A 17,400-nucleotide genomic window follows, 5' to 3' on the forward strand; every position below is an offset into this window, starting at 1 on the left:
TAGCCGCGTCCTGACGGCTCGGTTACTGCGCCTGATAGAGGATCCCGCGGCCGATGGCCTCGCGGACCTCCGGCAGCGCGGCCTCGGCGAGCGCATCGGCGTCGACGCCATGATGTGTCGCGAGCAGTTCGATGAGCGTGCCGAGCGGGACTTCTCCGCGGCATCCGGCGAGTAGAGCCCGCAACACTTCGTCGACGCCGATGACCGCGGCCGGACCGCCCGGGCGGCGGACCGCTGCCCCGATCTGCTGCCACCCGTCCGGGCCGGGCAAAGATTGCTCTTCCAGGAACACCGGTGCCGTCGAGAGCCGGGCGGCCAGCAGCTGGTCATCGGAGGTGTCGCGCAGGTACGCGCGGCGAGCGAAGAACGCGTCGACTTCCGATCCGGTGACCAGTTCGTCGGCGGCCGTGATCTCTTCGAGAATCTGCTCGGGGCGTTCGCCGTTGCGCGGTGCCCGCAGCGAGATCAGGCCCATGCCGATACCGGCGATGCCTTGTTCGGCGAACCAGTCCAACCACTGCCCGCCGCGGTCGGCCATCTGTTCGGGTGTCTCACCGGCATCGGCCAGCCACAGCGAGACGTAGCTGATCGGGTCGGCGAGCTCACGCTGCACGACCCAGGCGTGCAGGCCGGTGCCGGCCAGCCAGCCGCGCACGCGATCCCGCCAGTCGGGGTTTTCCGAGCCGACGATCCAATTGGCCATGATGTGCGCTGTGCCGCCCGGCAGCAGATGATCGCCGACTTGTTCGATCAGGCTCTCGCACAACGCGTCTCCGGCGATCCCGGAATCCCGGTAGATGTAGTCCCGCGCACCGGACCCCACCACGAACGGCGGGTTGGACACGATCAGGTCGAAGCGCTCCCCCGCGACGGGCTCGAACAAGCTGCCGTGGCGCAGATCCCACGACATGCCGTTGAGGCGCGCCGTCGCAGCGGCGAGCGCCAGCGCGCGCTCATTGGTATCGGTCGCCACGACTTCGGCGCAGTGCGCGTCGAGGTGCAGCGCCTGGATGCCGCAGCCGGTGCCCAGGTCCAGTGCGCGGTTGACGGGTGTGCGAATCACGGCACGGGCCAGAGAAATCGACGCGCCACCGATGCCGAGCACGTGGTCGTGCCGGAGCGGGCCACTGCGCAGCGCGGCGTCCTGGTCGGACACGACGATCAAATCGTGGGCTCCGTCGCTGTGCGGGCGGATATCGAGAGCCGCGCTCACCGCACCGCCGGACACTTCGACCACACCGTTGGCGGCCAGGGCCTCCACGGACACGGACGGCAGCGCCGTCTCGACCTGTTCCCGGGACTCGTCGCTGCCCAGCAGAAACAGCCGCACGAGGACGGCCAACCGCTGCCGATCGGCGGGTGCGGCGTTCGTGGCGCGCAGGGCCGGCCACCACACTCCGCGGCCGAGCGCCGCGTTCACGTCCGCCCCCAGCAGGTCGGCCACCCCGTCGACCGTGTACTGCGCTGCGCGCAGATCAGTGCCGATCGCGTCGACGACGCCAGGCTCGATGATCAAAACAGGGATGCTTCCGGCTCGGCCGGCTCGATCAGCTCCGGGCCGTTGTTCCGCACACTGTTGACCAACCGGGACACCTCACGGATCGCGATCCGATCGAGGTCGCCATGCCCCCGCAGCAGCCCCTCGTCGATCGGGGAATCGGGATCGAGCCAGCGATCCCAGTCCGGGGCGCTGATGGTCAACGGCATGCGGTCGTGAATGTCGGCGAGGGGCCCGGCCGCGTCGGTCGTGATGATCGTGCAACTCAGCAGCGGCGGTGCGTCCTTTGGCGCGCCGGCCGGTCGCCACGTCGTCCACAGCCCCGCCATGAACAGGGGCTCACCGTCCGCGCCGTACATGTAGAAGGGCGTCTTCTCGCCTTTCTGGCCCTTCCACTCGTACCAGCCGTCCATCGGCACGAGGCAGCGCTTGTTCTTGGCGGAGTTGCGGAACGCCGGCGAACTGGTCACCTTGTCGGCGCGTGCGTTGATGAGCAGCGGGCCCTTGTTGTCCGGCGTGCCGTCCTCTGCCGTCTTGACCCACGGCGGGATCAGACCCCAGCGCATCGACCGCACCCGCCGGGTGGACTCGTCATCCGGCTCGGTGTGGCGTTTGACCACGCTGCTGATGGTCGTGGTCGGAGCGACGTTGTAATTGGCGCCCGCGACGTCTTTGTCACCGGAGGCCGAGGTGGTCTCGTCGATGGCCTGGATCTTCTGCGCCAGCAGCGCCGGGTCGGTGGTGACCGCGAAACGTCCACACATAGAGCCCATGGTTGCAGAATCGGGCGACAAGGCAGGATATAGGCCGTGAGCGGACACGACGAGCAGAAAGCAGCCTGGGCTGCCCCGTCGACCACCACGCCTGTCGATGCGACGGTGACGGTGCCCGGCTCGAAGTCACTGACCAACCGAGCGCTGATCCTCGCCGCGCTGGCCACCCCGCAGGGCACCTCGACGGTCAGCGGGGCGCTGCGCAGCCGGGACACCGACCTCATGATCGAGGCCATCCGCACGCTGGGTGTGAACGTGACCGGCGACGGCAGTGAACTGACCGTCGGCGGCGCCATCGCCCCCGCCCCGGACGCCCGCGTCGACTGCGGTCTGGCCGGCACGGTACTGCGGTTCGTGCCATCGGTCGCCGCGCTGAGCACGGCGTCGGTCACGTTCGACGGTGACGAGCAGGCGAGGGCGCGCCCGATCGCGCCGCTCCTGGACGGGCTGCGCAACCTCGGCGTCGACGTGGACGGTGACGGCCTGCCGTTCGTCGTGCGCGGAAATGGCTCGGTCAGCGGCGGGACTGTCGAGATCGACGCGTCGGGGTCCTCGCAGTTCGTCTCCGGGTTGCTGCTGTCGGGTGCGTCGTTCACCGACGGACTGACGATCGTGCACACCGGCGAGTCGGTCCCCTCGGCCCCGCACGTGGCCATGACGGTGGCGATGCTGCGCGATGCCGGAGTGGACGTCGACGACTCGGTGGCCAACCGCTGGCACGTCGATCCGGGCCCGATCGCCGCGCGGGCCTGGAACATCGAACCGGATCTGTCCAACGCCACCCCGTTCCTGGCCGCGGCACTCGTCACCGGGGGGACCGTGCGGATCGCCGGTTGGCCCACGGTCAGCATCCAGCCCGCCGACACCATCCTCGATCTGCTGACCAAGGTGAACGCCTCTGCCCGACAGGTGGATTCACACCTCGAAGTCACCGGCGCCGAGGAGTACGACGGCTTTGACGCCGACTTGCACGACGTCGGCGAACTCGCACCTACCGTGGCCGCGCTGGCGGCCCTGGCCCGGGAGGGCGCCACGTCACGGTTGCGCGGGATCGCCCACCTGCGCGGGCACGAGACCGATCGCCTCGCCGCGCTCACCGCCGAGATCAACGGCCTCGGTGGGGACTGCGCCGAGACCGAGGACGGCCTGCTCATCACCGCACGGCCACTGCACGGCGGAACGTGGCGGTCCTACGCCGATCACCGGATGGCCACGGCCGGCGCGATCATCGGCCTACGGGTGCCCGGTGTCGAGGTGGAGAACATCGAGACGACGGCCAAGACGCTGCCCGACTTTCCGCTGATGTGGGTGAACATGCTGGCGGACTCGCCTGGGGATTGACAGCCGTTGAGCGCGCGGGAATACGACGAATCCGACGTCCGCATCAGACCGGGTCGGGGTACCCGCCCGCGCACCAAGACCAGGCCCGACCATGCCGACGCCCGGTCCGCGATGGTGGTGACCGTGGATCGTGGCCGCTGGGGCTGTGCGCTCGCCCGCGATCCGCACCATCGCGTGACCGCCATGCGGGCCCGCGAACTCGGCCGCACCCCGATCGTCGTGGGCGACGACGTCGACGTCGTCGGAGACCTGTCGGGCCGCCCTGACACCCTGGCCCGCATCGTGCGGCGCGGTGAACGCCGAACGGTCTTGCGCCGCACGGCCGATGACACCGATCCCACCGAGCGGGTGGTGGTCGCCAATGCCGATCAGCTGCTCATCGTCGTGGCGCTGGCCGATCCGCCACCACGCACCGGATTCGTCGAACGTGCGCTGATCGCCGCGTATGCCGGTGGCCTGCAACCGATCCTGTGTCTGACCAAATCGGATCTGGCGCCACCCGAGCCCTTCGCGGCGCAGTTCGACGGGCTCGATTTGACGATCGTGAACGCCGGCCGCGACGACCCGCTCGACGCCGTCGCCCCACTGCTGACCGGTCAGGTCACCGTGTTTCTCGGCCACTCCGGGGTCGGCAAGTCGACACTCGTGAATCGCCTTGTGCCGGAGGCAGATCGGGCTACCGGTGAGGTTTCTGGTGTCGGCAAGGGCAAGCACACGTCGACGCAGTCGGTCGCGTTGCCGATCGACGGCGACGGTTGGGTGATCGACACCCCCGGCGTCCGCTCGTTCGGCCTTGCCCACATCGAGCCAGACGACGTGATACTGGCGTTCTCCGATCTGGCCGACACCATCGACGACTGCCCACGGGGATGCGGGCACATGGGTCCGCCTGCCGATCCGGAATGTGCGCTCGACACGCTCTCGGGCGCGGCGGCCGACCGGGTGGCTGCCGCGCGACGGCTCTTGGCAGCGCTGAAAGAAAGCTGACAGTTCCCCCACCGACCTTGCTGGTTAGCTCGGCTAAGCGTTAAATCGATGGCATGGAACGCACCGACAACGACACCTGGGATCTGGCCACCAGCGTCGGCGCCACGGCGACGATGGTCGCGGCGGGGCGGGCTCGCGCCACCCGAGCCGAACCTGCCCTCATCGACGATCCTTTCGCCGAACCGCTGGTGCGCGCCGTCGGCATCGACTTCTTCACCCGTTGGGCCAGCGGCGATCTCGACGCCGCGACTGTCGACATCCCCGGTGCGCCGTGGGGCATGCAGCAGATGACCGACCTGCTGGCCGCGCGCACCAGGTATTTCGACGCGTTCTTCACCGATGCCGCGCAAGCGGGCATCCGGCAGGCGGTGATCCTGGCCTCGGGCCTCGATGCGCGGGGCTACCGGCTGGCCTGGCCCGCCGGAACCGTGGTGTTCGAGATCGACGTTCCCGACGTGTTGACCTTCAAGGCGCGCACGCTGGCCCAGCTCGGGGCCGCACCGACCGCCGACATCCGGGAGGTGCCGATCGATCTGCGCGACGACTGGCCGACTTCCTTGCGCGCGAGCGGTTTTGACCCGACTGCTCCTTCGGCGTGGAGCGCCGAAGGCCTGTTGCCGTTCCTGCCCGCCGACGCCCAGGACCGGTTGCTCGACAACATCACCGCACTGAGTGCCTCTGGAAGCAGACTGGCCTGCGAGGTTTCGCTGATCGGAAGCGACCCGGACGGTGCGAGCACCCGGGAGCTGGATCCGATCACCGCACGCTGGCAGGAACACGGTTTCGACGTTGAACTCGGCGAGCTCGGCTATCCGGGCCCGCGCAACGACGTCGACGACTACCTCGGCGCCCGCGGCTGGACGACGGTTCGTACGCAGCTCACCGCCCTGCTCGCCGATACCGGACTGGCCGTGCCCCCACCTATCGACGGCAGGCATTCGCTGAGCGACAACTACTACAGCACCGCTGTCAGGAAATAGGACGGTCAGCGCTTGGCCTTGGCCTGGTCGGCCGCCGCTTGCTCCTGCTCTTGCTCGGCTTCGTCCTTCGCCTTCTTGAGCGCCGCCCGGCCTTCCGGGCTGGCGGCGGAGTTCCCCGACGCCTTGGCTGTCGCCACCCCGGCGTTGCAGTTCAGGTTGAGCAGCACGGTGTCGGTGACCGGTGCGAAGTCGTCACCCTTGAGCCACGGCGCCTGCTCAGAACTTGTGACGACACAGTCGTCGTCCGATAACGAGTCGCCCGACCGGGTCGAGACAACCCCTTTCATCCCGGCATCGGCAAGCGCGGACTGGGCATCGGCATACGTTTGGCCGGCATAGTCATCCGCGGCCGCGACACCGGTGGCCAACAACCCCATGGGAACGCCGGACATTCCGACCGCGACCGCGGCCTTCGCGAGCAGCTTCTTCATTTCGACCTCCGGTCAAACCCGACGTGTTGAGAGCCAGAGGTTAGGAGCGGTGTCTGCGAGGGCCCTGGGAGAACAGCCGGTGAATACTTGGAATCGGATGCGGTTTGGACTTTCGCGTCCGAAAAAGTGTCGCATTAGACATGTCAATACCAGCTAACCGCAATTGACCGTCACGGAACTGGACGATACAGTTCAGTTCGGATATTTGCGGCTCACAGACAGGACATTCGTGATGACTTCACGTCGTTTACCCCGCCGCCTTGCCGCCACGGCCGGCCTGGCCGCCCTCATCGGCATGGGCGGTTTCGCCGTGGCCTGCGGCACCGGTGGCGAGGAAGCTCCCAGCACTCCGACGACCACGACGACCACAACCACGACGACCACCGCCCCGAGCGTGGCGCCCACCGAGAAGGGACTGAACCCCGACGGCGGGAACAAGTTCACGCCCACGCACATCGTCACCCCGGCACCGCCCACCGGCGGCGGCAAGGGCGGCCACTAAAACCCTTGTCAGGCAGCCTGATACGACTTGATGTGGTCGATCGCCATATTGAGCGCCGACTGCATCAGACGCGGATCATGCGCAGTCTGAGACAGCAGGTAACCGCCCTCGACCGCAGCGAGTAGCCCGGTCGCGAGACCCTTCGCGTCGATGTCGGCGCGAAGGGCTCCGCTGTCACGGATGCGCTGCAGTGCGGCCGCCAGCAGATCGCGCCACTGCGCGAAGTGCTCGGCCAGCGATACGCGTGCTTTGTCGTCAGAGTCGGACAGCTCGGCGGCCAGCGAGCCGAGTTCACATCCCCACAAGCCACGGCGCAGCGCACACCGTTGGACCATGGCGTCTCTCCACTGGTCCAAGCCCCGAAAGCTGTCGACCTTCTCCAGCCGCAGCCGCTGCCACGACAGAATCTCGTCGGCGCGGAGGTTGATCACCTCATACACCAGCTCGGACTTGTCATCGAAATGCTGGTAGAACTGCGATTTACTGGCCGCGCCCGCAGCCAGCACCTCGTCGATCGTCGTTGCCGCCACTCCCTTGACGTGCATCAGCTCGGCAGCGGCCGCCACGATGCGATTGCGGGTCGCCACGCCCCGAGACGTCAGCCGAGGCCGCGAAGCGGGTTCCTGTTCCGACGGCACGCCTCAACTGTAAACCGAACAGTCCGGTCCACTTCACCCGACGCTGGCGCGGGCTTCTGATGGGGCACTGGGCGATGCCCTGCCCGTTGTCACGCTAGCGTGGCATTCGACGCCCACAGCCACTCCAGCGTGACAATCGGCGGCGAAGGCACCCAGCTGCCGCGACCCTCAGCACCGCCAGCCACGCTAGCGTGACAAACGACGCCCACAGCCACTCCAGCGTGACAATCGGCAGCGAAGCAGTCGGCACTCGGGCAAAACGGCACTCGGCAACGAAGCCGTCCACAGAAAAAACCGTGGGCTGCACCGAAATTCGGCACAGCCCACGGTCGGACGAAAACTACGCGGCGCGCTTGGTGCGGCGCCAGCCGCGGACGGTCTCGATCGCGGTCTTCAAACCGCGGCGGCGACCGGTCTGGGGATCGGTGACTCCGAATCCCTCGAGCTCGGTGAACATCCGCTCGCTTCGGGTCTCCGGCGCGTTGTCAGCGGTGTCGCGGAGGAACCGATCCGGCAATGACAGCTTGGCGATGGTGCGCCAGGATTTGCCGTATTGCACGAGGAACGAGCCGGTGGTGTAGGGCAGGTCGTACTTTTCGCACAGTGCCCTGACTCGGATCGAGATCTCGTAGAGCCGGTTGCTCGGCAGATCCGGATACAGGTGGTGTTCGATCTGGTGGCACAGGTTGCCGCTCATGAACCGCAGCACCGGGCCGTTGTCGAAATTGGCACTGCCGAGCATCTGCCGGAGGTACCACTGGCCCTTGGTTTCGCCGACCATGTCCGTCTTGGTGAATTTCTCTGCGCCATCGGGGAAATGGCCGCAGAAGATCACCGCGTTGGCCCACACGTTGCGGATGATGTTGGCCATCGCGTTGGCCTTCAAGGTGGACTTGTAGGTCGCACCCGGCGACAGCGAGGTCACCGCCGGCCATGCCACGTAGTCCTTGAACACCTGCGCGCCGGCTTTGACGCCGAACTCACGCACGCGGACCAGCGTGGCCTTACGGTCGTCGCGGCCCTTGAAGATCTTCCCGAGCTCCAGGTGCTGCAACCCGACGCCCCACTCGAACAACGTGCACAACATGGTGTTGTAGAACAGGTTGAGCAGGTTCATCGGCTTCCAGCGCTGGTCGCGCGTCACCCGGATGAGGCCGTAGCCCACATCGTCGTCCATGCCGAGGATGTTGGTGTACTTGTGATGCATGAAGTTGTGGGTGAACCGCCAGTGCTTGGACGCCCCACTCATGTCCCACTCCCACGTCGAGGAGTGAATCTCGGGATCGTTCATCCAATCCCACTGGCCATGCATGACGTTGTGGCCGATCTCCATGTTCTCGATGATCTTGGCCACGCCCAGGGTCGCGGTACCTGCCCACCATGCCGAGCGGCGCGAGCTGGCCGCCAGCATGAGCCGGCCCGCGAGCTCGAGGGCACGCTGTGCCGCAATGGTGCGGCGGATGTAGCGCGCGTCGCGCTCGCCGCGGGAGTCTTCGATGTCCTGACGGATTGCATCGAGCTCGATGCCCAGATTCTCGATGTCGGCATCGGTGAGATGCGCGAACGCGGGAACGTCGGTAACAGCCATCGTCAGCCTCCTTTCGCCTACCTACGCTACCGTAACCTACGAATCCGTAGGTTACCAGTCAGTAAAGTCTAAACGTCGAGCACACAGTCGCCGGAGGCGGCCGAGACACACGTCTGAATCCGGGTGCCCGGATCGTGTTCCACGCCGGTCCGCAGGTCACGGACATGCCCGTCGACCAAGCCCACCACGCACGACTGACAGATACCCATCCGACAGCCGAACGGCATCCGGATCCCGACTTTTTCGCCGGCATCCATGAGCGGCGTCGCGCCGTCGACCTCGATCTCCTTGCCGCTGCGCTCGAACGTGACGGTGCCACCGGCACCGTGCGGGGCGGCGCGGCTCACCGCGAAGCGTTCGAGATGCAGATTGTCGGGCACCCCGGCCGCCGACCACACCTTTTCGGCGTCGTTGAGCATGGCTTCGGGTCCACACGCCCAGGCCTGACGGTCCTGCCAGTCGGGCACCTCGTCACCGAGCCGATGCAGATCCAGCCTGCCCTCGGTCCTGGTTCGGCGCAATTGCAGCCGGTAGCCGGGATGCGCCTCTTGCAGGGCCGCTAGTTCCCCGCCGAACATCACATCGGATTCCGTTGGCGCGGAATGCAAGTGGACGATGTCGGTGATCTGGTCGCGGCGCACCAGCGTGCGCAGCATCGACATCACCGGGGTGATGCCGGAACCGGCGGTCAGGAACAGCACCGAGGCCGGCGCCGGATCGGGCATGACGAAGTTGCCCTGCGGCGCGGCCAGCCGCACCACGGTCCCGGGTGCCAGCCCTCCGACCAGGTGGGTCGAGAGGAACCCCTCGGGCATCGCCTTGACCGTGATGGTGATGGTGCGTGCACCGGTCACCGGGCTCGACGTGAGCGAGTAAGACCGCCACCGCCAGCGCCCGTCGATGAGCACACCGATGCCGATGTACTGACCGGGTTGATAGTCGAACGAAAAGCCCCATCCGGGTTTGATGACCAACGTGGCCGAGTCGACGGTTTCGCGCCGCACTTCCAGCACCCGGCCGCGCAGTTCCCGAGCCGACCACAACGGGTTGGCCAGCTTCAGATAGTCGTCCGGCAACAACGGCGTCGTGATCCGCCCGACGATGTTGCGCACCGCATGCCAGCCAGGGTTTTCCTTGGCTCCCGCGATGGTGGGGCGGACCGTATCGGCAACATTGGCCGAGATCTTGATGTAGTTCTTGGCCATGCAACCTACGGTACCGTAACCTACGGTGTCGTAGCCAGCCCTACGTCTGAATCTGACAGCGACGTCACAGACTCAGTAGGTCACAACAGCTCGAGCAGGAACGGGAGCTCCTGCGGGGCATACCAGGCCAGATCGTGATCCTGTGCGTCGCCGACGGTCAGTTCGGCGTCCTCGTCGCCGAGATCAGCCTCGTCGATGACGTCCACCGCGGCAAGCACCGCCGGTTCGGCGTCGGCGTTGTCGACGTACACGGCGATCACGGCGTCGAGGTCGACGGGCCCGCTCAACCGGACCACCGCGTCGTCGAGGTCGGGACGTCCGGTCGCCTCGGGCACTTCGGCCACGACGACCGCGCGGCGCGTGGGCAGCTCCGAGGTGCCCCCGGTGGCGAGCAGCCGAATCGACGCCAGCGCGGCTTCGCGCAGGGCTACCTCGGCGAGCTCGTCGTCGTCGCCCTCGGCGTAGGCCTCACGCAGTGTCGGGGTCACCGCGAATGCCGTCCCGTTGACGACGCGCAACGACCGGTCGGCGACGAGTTGCTGCAGAGCGGCCAGGGTCGTCGGGATGTAGACGCGCACCCCGCGAGGTTAGCCGTCCGCCGCGGGATCTTTCTCCACCGCGATGACAAAGTCGTCGCCGTGTTGGGTGACACCGGCGACGACCGCGTCGTTCATCGCCTCCACGGCGTACTTGCGTCGCACCACCAACGGGTCGTTGCGCAGGTCGCGCACGAGCGCGACTGCCAGGCCCACCATCACGACGACGAACGGCAACGCCGCGATGATCGTGATCTTCTGCAGGCCGTTCAGCGCATCCTCGCCGCCCACCAGCAGCATGACCGCCGCCACCGCACCGGTGGCCACACCCCAGAAGATGACGGTGGGCCGGGTCGGCTTGATCGTGCCCCGCTCGGACAGCGAACCCATCACGATCGACGCCGCGTCGGCACCCGATACGAAGAAGATGGCGACCAGGATCATCACCAGAACGCTCGCCACGGTGGCGATCGGGTACTGGTCGAGCACGCCGAACAACTGCTGCTCGATACCGATCTCGTCGCCGACCAGGTTTGCGCCCTCTTGCTGCGCCCGCATCGCGGCCCCGCCGAAAACGCAGAACCACACGAGCGACACCACACTCGGGACGAACAGCACGCCTGCGACGAACTGCCGGATCGTGCGGCCGCGCGAGATTCGCGCGATGAACATCCCGACGAACGGGGTCCAGGAGATCCACCACGCCCAGTAGAAGACCGTCCAGGCCTGCAGCCAGGTCTTCACCTCGGCGCCCTCGGCTCCCGTGCGGGCCGACATCATCGCCAGGTCCTGCATGTAGCTGCCGATCGAGGTGGGAATCAGGTTGAGCATGAACACCGTCGGGCCCACGACGAACAAGAACAATGCGAGCACGACCGCCAGCACCATGTTGATGTTGGACAGCCACTGGATGCCCTTGGCGATGCCCGACACCGCCGACAGCACGAAGGCGATGGTGAGTACGACGATGATGCCGATGAGGATCGCGTTGCCGGTCTGCCCCAGACCGCCGACGATCTGCAGTCCGCTACGAATCTGCAACGCGCCCAAGCCCAACGACGCCGCCGAACCGAACAGCGTGGCGAAGATCGCCAGCATGTCGATGACCTTGCCCCACGGCCCGTTGGCCCGCTCCCCCAGCAACGGCTCGAACGCCGCACTGATCAATTGCAGCCGGCCTTTGCGGTAGACGCCGTAGCTGATGGCCAGGCCGACGACGGCGTAGATCGCCCATGGATGCAGCGTCCAGTGGAACAGCGTGGTGGCCATCGCCGTCTGCACGGCTTCGGGGTTGCCCGGCTCACCGGTGCCGGGCGGGGGCGTCACGAAGTGCGAGAGCGGCTCGGAGACCCCGAAGAACATCAGGCCGATGCCCATACCGGCGGAGAACATCATCGCCACCCAGGACACGGTGCGGAACTCGGGCTCCTCGTCGTCGCGGCCCAGCGGGATGTTGCCGTAACGGCTGATCGCCAGCCACACGACGAACACCACGAACCCGGACGCGGTCAGCACGAACAGCCAGCCGGTGTTGTTCATCACCCAGCCGAGTGCGCTGGTCGAGGCGGTGGCGAGCGAGTCGGTGCTGAGAAATCCCCACACCAGGAATCCGAGGGCGATCACGGCGGTGACGCCGAAGACCACCCAGTCAAGTCCCTCCCTGCGGGTATAGGCCTTCTCCTCGACCGGGATGTCGAGAACAGGGTGGTGCGGTACCACCTCGCCGGTAGGTGACTTGAGTGCTTTTTCTGTTTTCTTGGCTTCTTGCGTGTGCTTGTCGGATCTACTTTTTCGTATCTCAGCGGTCATGGTGAATTCATCAGACCGCGAACCGCGACTCAGGTCAAATGCTTCGTGGGTTTGCCAACTTTTATTTGGCCGCCTCCAGCAGTTCCTCAAGGGACTCCCGCAGCAAGCTCGGCAACACGTCGACGTCGCTCATGGCGTCGCGGTCGGCGTTGATGCCGAAGTACAGCATGCCGTTGTAGGAGGTGACCCCGATCGCCAGCACCTGGTTGTGCAGCAACGGCGGCACCGCATAGGTCTCCAGCAGTTTGGTGCCTGCGACATACATCTGCTTCTGGGCCCCGGGCACGTTGGTGATCAGGAGGTTGAACAGGCGGGCCGAGAAACCCGTCGCCACCCGAATTCCCATGGCGTGCAACGTCGGTGGGGCGAATCCCGATAACGTGACGATGGTGCGCGCATCGACCAGGCTGGCCGCGGTCGAATGCGATTCGGTGGCATGCGCGATCTGCGACAGCCGGACGACGGCGTTGCCCTCCCCCACCGGCAGATCGACGAGAAACGGCGATACTTCGCTGATCGCCTGCCCGGGTCCGGCGGTGTCGAGTTCGGCATCGGGATAGACCGACATCGGCGCCATGGCGCGCACGGTGGTGCTGGGCGTCACCGGTTCGCCGCGTGACAACAGCCAGTTGCGCAGGGCCCCGGCGACCACCGCGAGCACCACGTCGTTGACATCGCAGTCGTAGCGGGCGCGCACCATGCGGTAGTCGTCGAGCCGGTGTTCGGCGACCGAGAATCTGCGGTTGCGCGACACCCTGGTGTTGAGCGGACTGCTCGGCGCCGTGCCGCGTGCGACGGTGCGGGCCACGTCGGCGACCCGGCGTCCCACCGCAGCCAGTTCCCCGGCGTTGGTGGCCACCTCGGTGACGGTGTCGCGCAAGGCCGCCAGCTGGCTCGTCGGCCGGGTGATCCACTCGCCGATCGCGCCCATCACCAACTGACGGTCGCTGGGCTCGCGGGCCGGGATCCAGATGTCCTCACCGAATTCGGGCGGCTTCTGCGTCCGATCGGCGATGACATGCCCGATCTCCAGCGCCGTCATGCCGTTGACGAGCGCCTGGTGGCTCTTGGTGTAGATGGCGATGCGGTTCTTGGTCAGCCCTTCGACCAAGTACATCTCCCACAACGGACGGGTCTTGTCGAGGGGACGCGACCCGAGCCGGGCCACCAGATCGTGCAGCTGGGCGTCGCTGCCCGGGGACGGCAGCGCCGAACGCCGGATGTGGTAGGTGATGTCGAAGTCCCGGTCGTCGACCCACACCGGCCGGGCCAGGGCAAGCGCCACCTCGCGCACCTTCTGGCGGTACCGCGGGATCTGCGGCAGCCGCTGCTCGACGGTGGCCAGCAGCGTCTCGTAGCTCAGGCCCGCACGGGGTTTGCGCAGGATCGACAGCGACCCCACGTACATGGGGGTCGAGGTGTTCTCCAGGTGGTAGAACGTTGCGTCGGACGCCGACAGCCTGGTCACCATGCGGCGCCAACCTCCATATCAACTCCCATGAAACTCGCGTCGAACTCCGTCACGGTAACCGGCGGTTCTGCGACCGCGCATCATGGGTGCTTCGAGCCCGCTCGACGCGTGAGATCATATGTAGGTCTGCACCTCTCCAGCAGATGTCGCCCTGTACTGCCGACCGCTGGAGACTGCATTGACCACCCCTGAAGCCACATCCGGGCCCACCACCGAGTTGCCATCGTTGACCTCGCCGGTGATCGACTGCGAACCGCCGGCGTTGCCGTTGCACGCGCAGGCACCACCGACGCCGGTGTGCCCGGCGCCCACCGCACTGCGCCGGCACACGGCGCGTCGATTGCGGTTGGTCGAGCCGCCGCAGGAGCGCCAACCGCACGCCGGCGCCGTGGAATTCGCCGACCTGGCGTTGCGCCGCGTACTCGAGGTCGTCGACCGGCGCAGACCACCGGCCCAACTCCGGACGCTGATGAACCCGTTGCTGCTCGACGCCGTCGTCGCACTCACCCGGTCGCGGCAGGGCACCGCGGCCACATTGCGCCGGGTGCGCCTACGCGCGGTGACCGATCCGGCGGCGGCCGAGGTGTTCGCCACCTACACCCGGGGAACCCGCGTGCGCGCGATCGCCGGCCGGATCGAATTCCACAGTGGCCGTTGGAAATTCACGGCCCTGCAGATCGGCTAGGGCTTGCGGTGGGATTTCGCCGGCCGCCGGTCTTGGCCTGCCGACGCGCGGCCTCACGACGCTCACGCCGGGTACCACCGGAAGGCGCGGCATGCCGCCCACCGCCGCTGGTCCGCTGGACCTGGGCGGAACCGTCCTCGGACGGCCCGGTGTAGGTCAGCGGCGGCGCGTCGTTGTCGATTCCCTTGGCCCGCAAGGCCGGCGCCGGTTGAGCCGGCGCTTCGGCGTCGCGGCGTTCCTTGGTCGCCACCGCGGCCGGCTCGGAATCCGATGACTGCGCTTTGTCGGACGCCTTTGCCGCGGCCGCGGCAGCGAACTCGGCCAGGCCCTGCGGTGCGGCCACCGGAGCGACTTGAGCGCTGGGGGCGGCGGGTGCAGCCTCGACCTGGACGTTGAACAGGAACCCGACGGACTCCTCTTTGAGCGCGTCGAGCATGCCGACGAACATGTCGTAGCCCTCGCGCTGGTACTCGACGAGCGGGTCGCGCTGCGCCATCGCGCGCAGGCCGATGCCCTCCTTGAGGTAGTCCATCTCGTAGAGGTGCTCACGCCATTTGCGGTCGATCACGTTGAGCAGAACGTTGCGTTCGAGCTGGCGCATCGCGCCTTCACCGGCGATTTCCTCAAGCTGCTTCTCGCGCTCGGCGTAGGCCCGCTCGGCGTCCTTGATGAGGGTTTCGAGCAGCTCCTCGCGGGTGAGCTCGCCCGCCTCGCCGACGGCGTTGGAGTCGATCAGGTCGTGATGGTCGACGCCGACCGGGTAGAGGGTCTTGAGCGCGGTCCACAGGGTTTCGAGGTCCCAGTCCTCGGCGTAGCCCTCGGCGGTCGCGCCGTCGACGTAGGCGGTCACCACGTCGATCAACATCTTGTGGGCCTGCTCCTGCAGGTTCTCGCCCTCGAGGATCAGCCTGCGCTCCTCGTAGATGACCTTGCGCTGCTGGTTCATCACCTCGTCGTACTTGAGGACGTTCTTGCGGACCTCGAAGTTCTGCTGCTCGACCTGGGTCTGCGCGCTCTTGATCGCGCGCGTGACCATCTTGGCCTCGATCGGGACGTCGTCGGGCAGGTTCAAACGCGTCAGCAGCGACTCCAGCGTCGCGCCGTTGAATCGCCGCATCAACTCGTCACCGAGCGACAGGTAGAACCGCGATTCACCCGGGTCACCCTGACGGCCGGAGCGGCCACGCAGCTGGTTGTCGATACGGCGGGATTCGTGGCGCTCGGTGCCGAGCACGTACAGGCCGCCGGCCTCGACGACCTTCTTGGCTTCCTTGCTGGCCTCTTCCTTGATGGTGTTGAGAGTGTCCTCCCAGGCCGCTTCGTACTCATCGGGCGTCTCGACCGGGTCGAGGCCGCGCTCGCGCAGCCGCTTGTCGGCCAGGAAGTCGACGTTGCCGCCGAGCACGATGTCGGTGCCGCGGCCGGCCATGTTGGTGGCGACCGTGATCGCGCCGAGCGGCCGGCCTCGGCGATGATGTTGGCCTCCTGCTCGTGGTATTTCGCGTTCAGCACGTTGTGCGGAATCTTGCGCTTGGTGAACTGCCGCGACAGGTACTCCGAGCGCTCGACGCTCGTGGTGCCGATCAGGACCGGCTGGCCCTTCTCGTAGCGCTCGGCGACGTCGTCGACGACCGCGATGTACTTGGCTTCCTCGGTCTTGTAGATCAGGTCGGACTGATCCTGGCGGACCATCGGCCGGTTCGTCGGGATCGGGACGACGCCCAGCTTGTAGATCTCGTGGAGCTCGGCGGCCTCGGTCTCGGCGGTACCGGTCATGCCGGACAGCTTGTTGTAGAGGCGGAAGTAGTTCTGCAGCGTGATCGTGGCCAGCGTCTGGTTCTCGGCCTTGATCTCGACGTGCTCCTTGGCCTCGATGGCCTGGTGCATGCCCTCGTTGTAGCGCCGGCCCACCAGCACACGGCCGGTGAACTCGTCGACGATGACGACTTCGCCGTTGCGGACGATGTAGTCCTTGTCGCGCTGGAACAGCTCCTTGGCCTTGAGCGCGTTGTTGAGGTAGCTGACGAGCGGCGAGTTGGCCGCCTCGTACAGGTTGTCGATGCCGAGCTGGTCTTCGACGAACTCCACGCCCAGCTCATGCACGCCGACCGTGCGTTTGCGCAGGTCGACCTCGTAGTGGACGTCCTTCTCCATCAGCGGGGCCAGTCGCGCGAACTCGGTGTACCAGTTCGAGGCGCCGTCGGCGGGGCCGGAGATGATGAGCGGGGTACGGGCCTCGTCGATCAGGATCGAGTCGACCTCGTCGACGATCGCGAAGTTGTGGCCGCGCTGCACCATGTCGTCGACCGAGTGCGCCATGTTGTCGCGCAGATAGTCGAAGCCGAACTCGTTGTTGGTGCCGTACGTGATGTCGGCGGCATAGGCGGCCCGGCGCTCCTCGGGGGTCAGGCCCGACAGGATGACGCCGACGTCGAGGCCCAGGAACCGGTGCACCCGGCCCATCCACTCGCTGTCGCGTTTGGCCAGGTAGTCGTTGACGGTGACGACGTGCACACCGTCGCCGGACAACGCGTTGAGATAGGACGGCAGCACCGCGGTCAGGGTCTTGCCCTCACCGGTCTTCATCTCGGCGACATTGCCGAAGTGCAGCGCCGCGCCACCCATCACCTGAACATCGAAATGACGCTGGTTGAGCACCCGCCAAGCGGCCTCGCGGGCCACCGCGAAGGCCTCGGGCAGCAGGTCGTCGAGGTCCTCCCCGTCGGCGATCCGCTTCTTGAACTCGTCGGTCTTGGCTCGCAACTCGGCGTCAGAGAGCTTCTCGACGTCGTCGGACAAGGTGTTGACATAGTCAGCCACCTTCTTGAGGCGCTTGACCATGCGGCCTTCACCGAGACGGAGCAACTTCGACAGCACGCTATTTCCCCTGTGGGTTTCGATGGATCCCGTGGGCGGGATCGCACGGGTTTCAGTCGAGATCCATCGTAGGTGACAC

The 17,400-nt window shown here is 66.8% G+C and carries 14 protein-coding genes and 1 pseudogene; 5 read left to right on the plus strand and 10 right to left on the minus strand.

What is annotated here, in order from left to right; all coding sequences use genetic code 11:
• Window positions 1-22: 22 nt before the first annotated feature.
• On the minus strand, window positions 23-1,513 hold the full coding sequence (locus tag ACOI2T_RS26485; RefSeq protein ID WP_409506343.1) for a DUF7782 domain-containing protein: 1,491 nt from the start codon (window positions 1,511-1,513) through the stop codon (window positions 23-25).
• On the minus strand, window positions 1,513-2,262 hold the full coding sequence (locus ACOI2T_RS26490) for an SOS response-associated peptidase (RefSeq protein ID WP_409506318.1): 750 nt from the start codon (window positions 2,260-2,262) through the stop codon (window positions 1,513-1,515). The genes ACOI2T_RS26485 and ACOI2T_RS26490 overlap by 1 nt, the downstream gene beginning before the upstream one ends.
• Before the next feature lie 45 nt (window positions 2,263-2,307).
• On the opposite strand from ACOI2T_RS26490, the gene aroA reads away from it, so the two are divergent.
• From aroA to ACOI2T_RS26505, 3 genes are read left to right on the plus strand one after another with little or no spacing between them, the layout of a single operon-like run.
• Complete coding sequence (gene aroA, locus ACOI2T_RS26495) at window positions 2,308-3,612, plus strand: 3-phosphoshikimate 1-carboxyvinyltransferase (protein ID WP_409506319.1); 1,305 nt, start codon at window positions 2,308-2,310, stop codon at window positions 3,610-3,612.
• A gap of 6 nt (window positions 3,613-3,618) precedes the next feature.
• The gene (gene rsgA / locus ACOI2T_RS26500) at window positions 3,619-4,599 is read left to right on the plus strand and encodes a ribosome small subunit-dependent GTPase A (protein WP_409506320.1); all 981 of its coding nucleotides are present in this window, start codon (window positions 3,619-3,621) and stop codon (window positions 4,597-4,599) included.
• 53 nt (window positions 4,600-4,652) lie between these two features.
• Window positions 4,653-5,579: a class I SAM-dependent methyltransferase gene (locus ACOI2T_RS26505; protein WP_409506321.1), complete on the plus strand. Its 927-nt coding sequence runs from the start codon at window positions 4,653-4,655 to the stop codon at window positions 5,577-5,579.
• Between the two features lie 5 nt (window positions 5,580-5,584).
• Here ACOI2T_RS26505 and ACOI2T_RS26510 read toward each other — a convergent pair whose 3' ends face one another.
• Window positions 5,585-6,010 carry a hypothetical protein gene (locus tag ACOI2T_RS26510; RefSeq protein WP_409506322.1) on the minus strand — a complete coding sequence of 142 codons (426 nt, stop codon included), beginning with the start codon at window positions 6,008-6,010 and terminating at the stop codon, window positions 5,585-5,587.
• A gap of 232 nt (window positions 6,011-6,242) precedes the next feature.
• Here ACOI2T_RS26510 and ACOI2T_RS26515 point away from each other — a divergent pair, with 232 nt between their 5' ends.
• Window positions 6,243-6,512, plus strand: a complete 270-nt coding sequence (locus ACOI2T_RS26515; protein ID WP_067854742.1) for a hypothetical protein — start codon at window positions 6,243-6,245, stop codon at window positions 6,510-6,512.
• Between the two features lie 8 nt (window positions 6,513-6,520).
• On the opposite strand, the gene ACOI2T_RS26520 is transcribed toward ACOI2T_RS26515, so the two are convergent.
• The 6 genes from ACOI2T_RS26520 to ACOI2T_RS26545 form a co-directional block, all read right to left on the minus strand.
• Window positions 6,521-7,150 carry a TetR/AcrR family transcriptional regulator gene (locus tag ACOI2T_RS26520; protein WP_067854578.1) on the minus strand — a complete coding sequence of 210 codons (630 nt, stop codon included), beginning with the start codon at window positions 7,148-7,150 and terminating at the stop codon, window positions 6,521-6,523.
• A 340-nt stretch (window positions 7,151-7,490) separates the two neighbouring features.
• On the minus strand, window positions 7,491-8,738 hold the full coding sequence (locus ACOI2T_RS26525; protein WP_409506323.1) for a fatty acid desaturase family protein: 1,248 nt from the start codon (window positions 8,736-8,738) through the stop codon (window positions 7,491-7,493).
• A 68-nt stretch (window positions 8,739-8,806) separates the two neighbouring features.
• A complete protein-coding gene (locus ACOI2T_RS26530; RefSeq protein WP_409506324.1) occupies window positions 8,807-9,943 on the minus strand; it encodes a ferredoxin reductase in 1,137 nt (378 codons plus the stop codon).
• A gap of 80 nt (window positions 9,944-10,023) precedes the next feature.
• Window positions 10,024-10,521: a DUF6912 family protein gene (locus ACOI2T_RS26535; protein ID WP_067854591.1), complete on the minus strand. Its 498-nt coding sequence runs from the start codon at window positions 10,519-10,521 to the stop codon at window positions 10,024-10,026.
• A 9-nt stretch (window positions 10,522-10,530) separates the two neighbouring features.
• Window positions 10,531-12,288 (minus strand): BCCT family transporter, encoded by a 1,758-nt coding sequence (locus ACOI2T_RS26540; RefSeq protein WP_409506325.1) that lies wholly within the window; start codon window positions 12,286-12,288, stop codon window positions 10,531-10,533.
• Window positions 12,289-12,349: 61 nt separating this feature from the next.
• Window positions 12,350-13,759, minus strand: a complete 1,410-nt coding sequence (locus ACOI2T_RS26545; RefSeq protein ID WP_409506326.1) for a WS/DGAT/MGAT family O-acyltransferase — start codon at window positions 13,757-13,759, stop codon at window positions 12,350-12,352.
• Between the two features lie 178 nt (window positions 13,760-13,937).
• Between ACOI2T_RS26545 and ACOI2T_RS26550 the strand changes: the two genes are divergently transcribed.
• A complete protein-coding gene (locus ACOI2T_RS26550) occupies window positions 13,938-14,444 on the plus strand; it encodes an Rv3235 family protein (protein WP_409506327.1) in 507 nt (168 codons plus the stop codon).
• Here ACOI2T_RS26550 and secA read toward each other — a convergent pair.
• Window positions 14,422-17,321: pseudogene (gene secA, locus ACOI2T_RS26555) on the minus strand (preprotein translocase subunit SecA). The gene ACOI2T_RS26550 and the pseudogene secA sit on opposite strands and share 23 nt — an antisense overlap.
• Window positions 17,322-17,400 lie beyond the last annotated feature (79 nt).

It is taken from the genome of Mycolicibacterium wolinskyi str. Jessa 2025, assembly GCF_049241375.1.
In the GTDB taxonomy this organism is placed as follows: domain Bacteria; phylum Actinomycetota; class Actinomycetes; order Mycobacteriales; family Mycobacteriaceae; genus Mycobacterium; species Mycobacterium wolinskyi.

Coding starts and splice junctions, on each gene's coding strand:
- ACOI2T_RS26490 (WP_409506318.1), bottom strand. CDS start 2,262: ATGTGTGGACGTTTCGCGGTCACCACCGACCCGGCGCTGCTGGCGCAG.
- ACOI2T_RS26505 (WP_409506321.1), top strand. CDS start 4,653: ATGGAACGCACCGACAACGACACCTGGGATCTGGCCACCAGCGTCGGC.
- ACOI2T_RS26510 (WP_409506322.1), bottom strand. CDS start 6,010: ATGAAGAAGCTGCTCGCGAAGGCCGCGGTCGCGGTCGGAATGTCCGGC.
- ACOI2T_RS26515 (WP_067854742.1), top strand. CDS start 6,243: ATGACTTCACGTCGTTTACCCCGCCGCCTTGCCGCCACGGCCGGCCTG.
- ACOI2T_RS26525 (WP_409506323.1), bottom strand. CDS start 8,738: ATGGCTGTTACCGACGTTCCCGCGTTCGCGCATCTCACCGATGCCGAC.
- ACOI2T_RS26530 (WP_409506324.1), bottom strand. CDS start 9,943: ATGGCCAAGAACTACATCAAGATCTCGGCCAATGTTGCCGATACGGTC.
- ACOI2T_RS26540 (WP_409506325.1), bottom strand. CDS start 12,288: ATGACCGCTGAGATACGAAAAAGTAGATCCGACAAGCACACGCAAGAA.
- ACOI2T_RS26545 (WP_409506326.1), bottom strand. CDS start 13,759: ATGGTGACCAGGCTGTCGGCGTCCGACGCAACGTTCTACCACCTGGAG.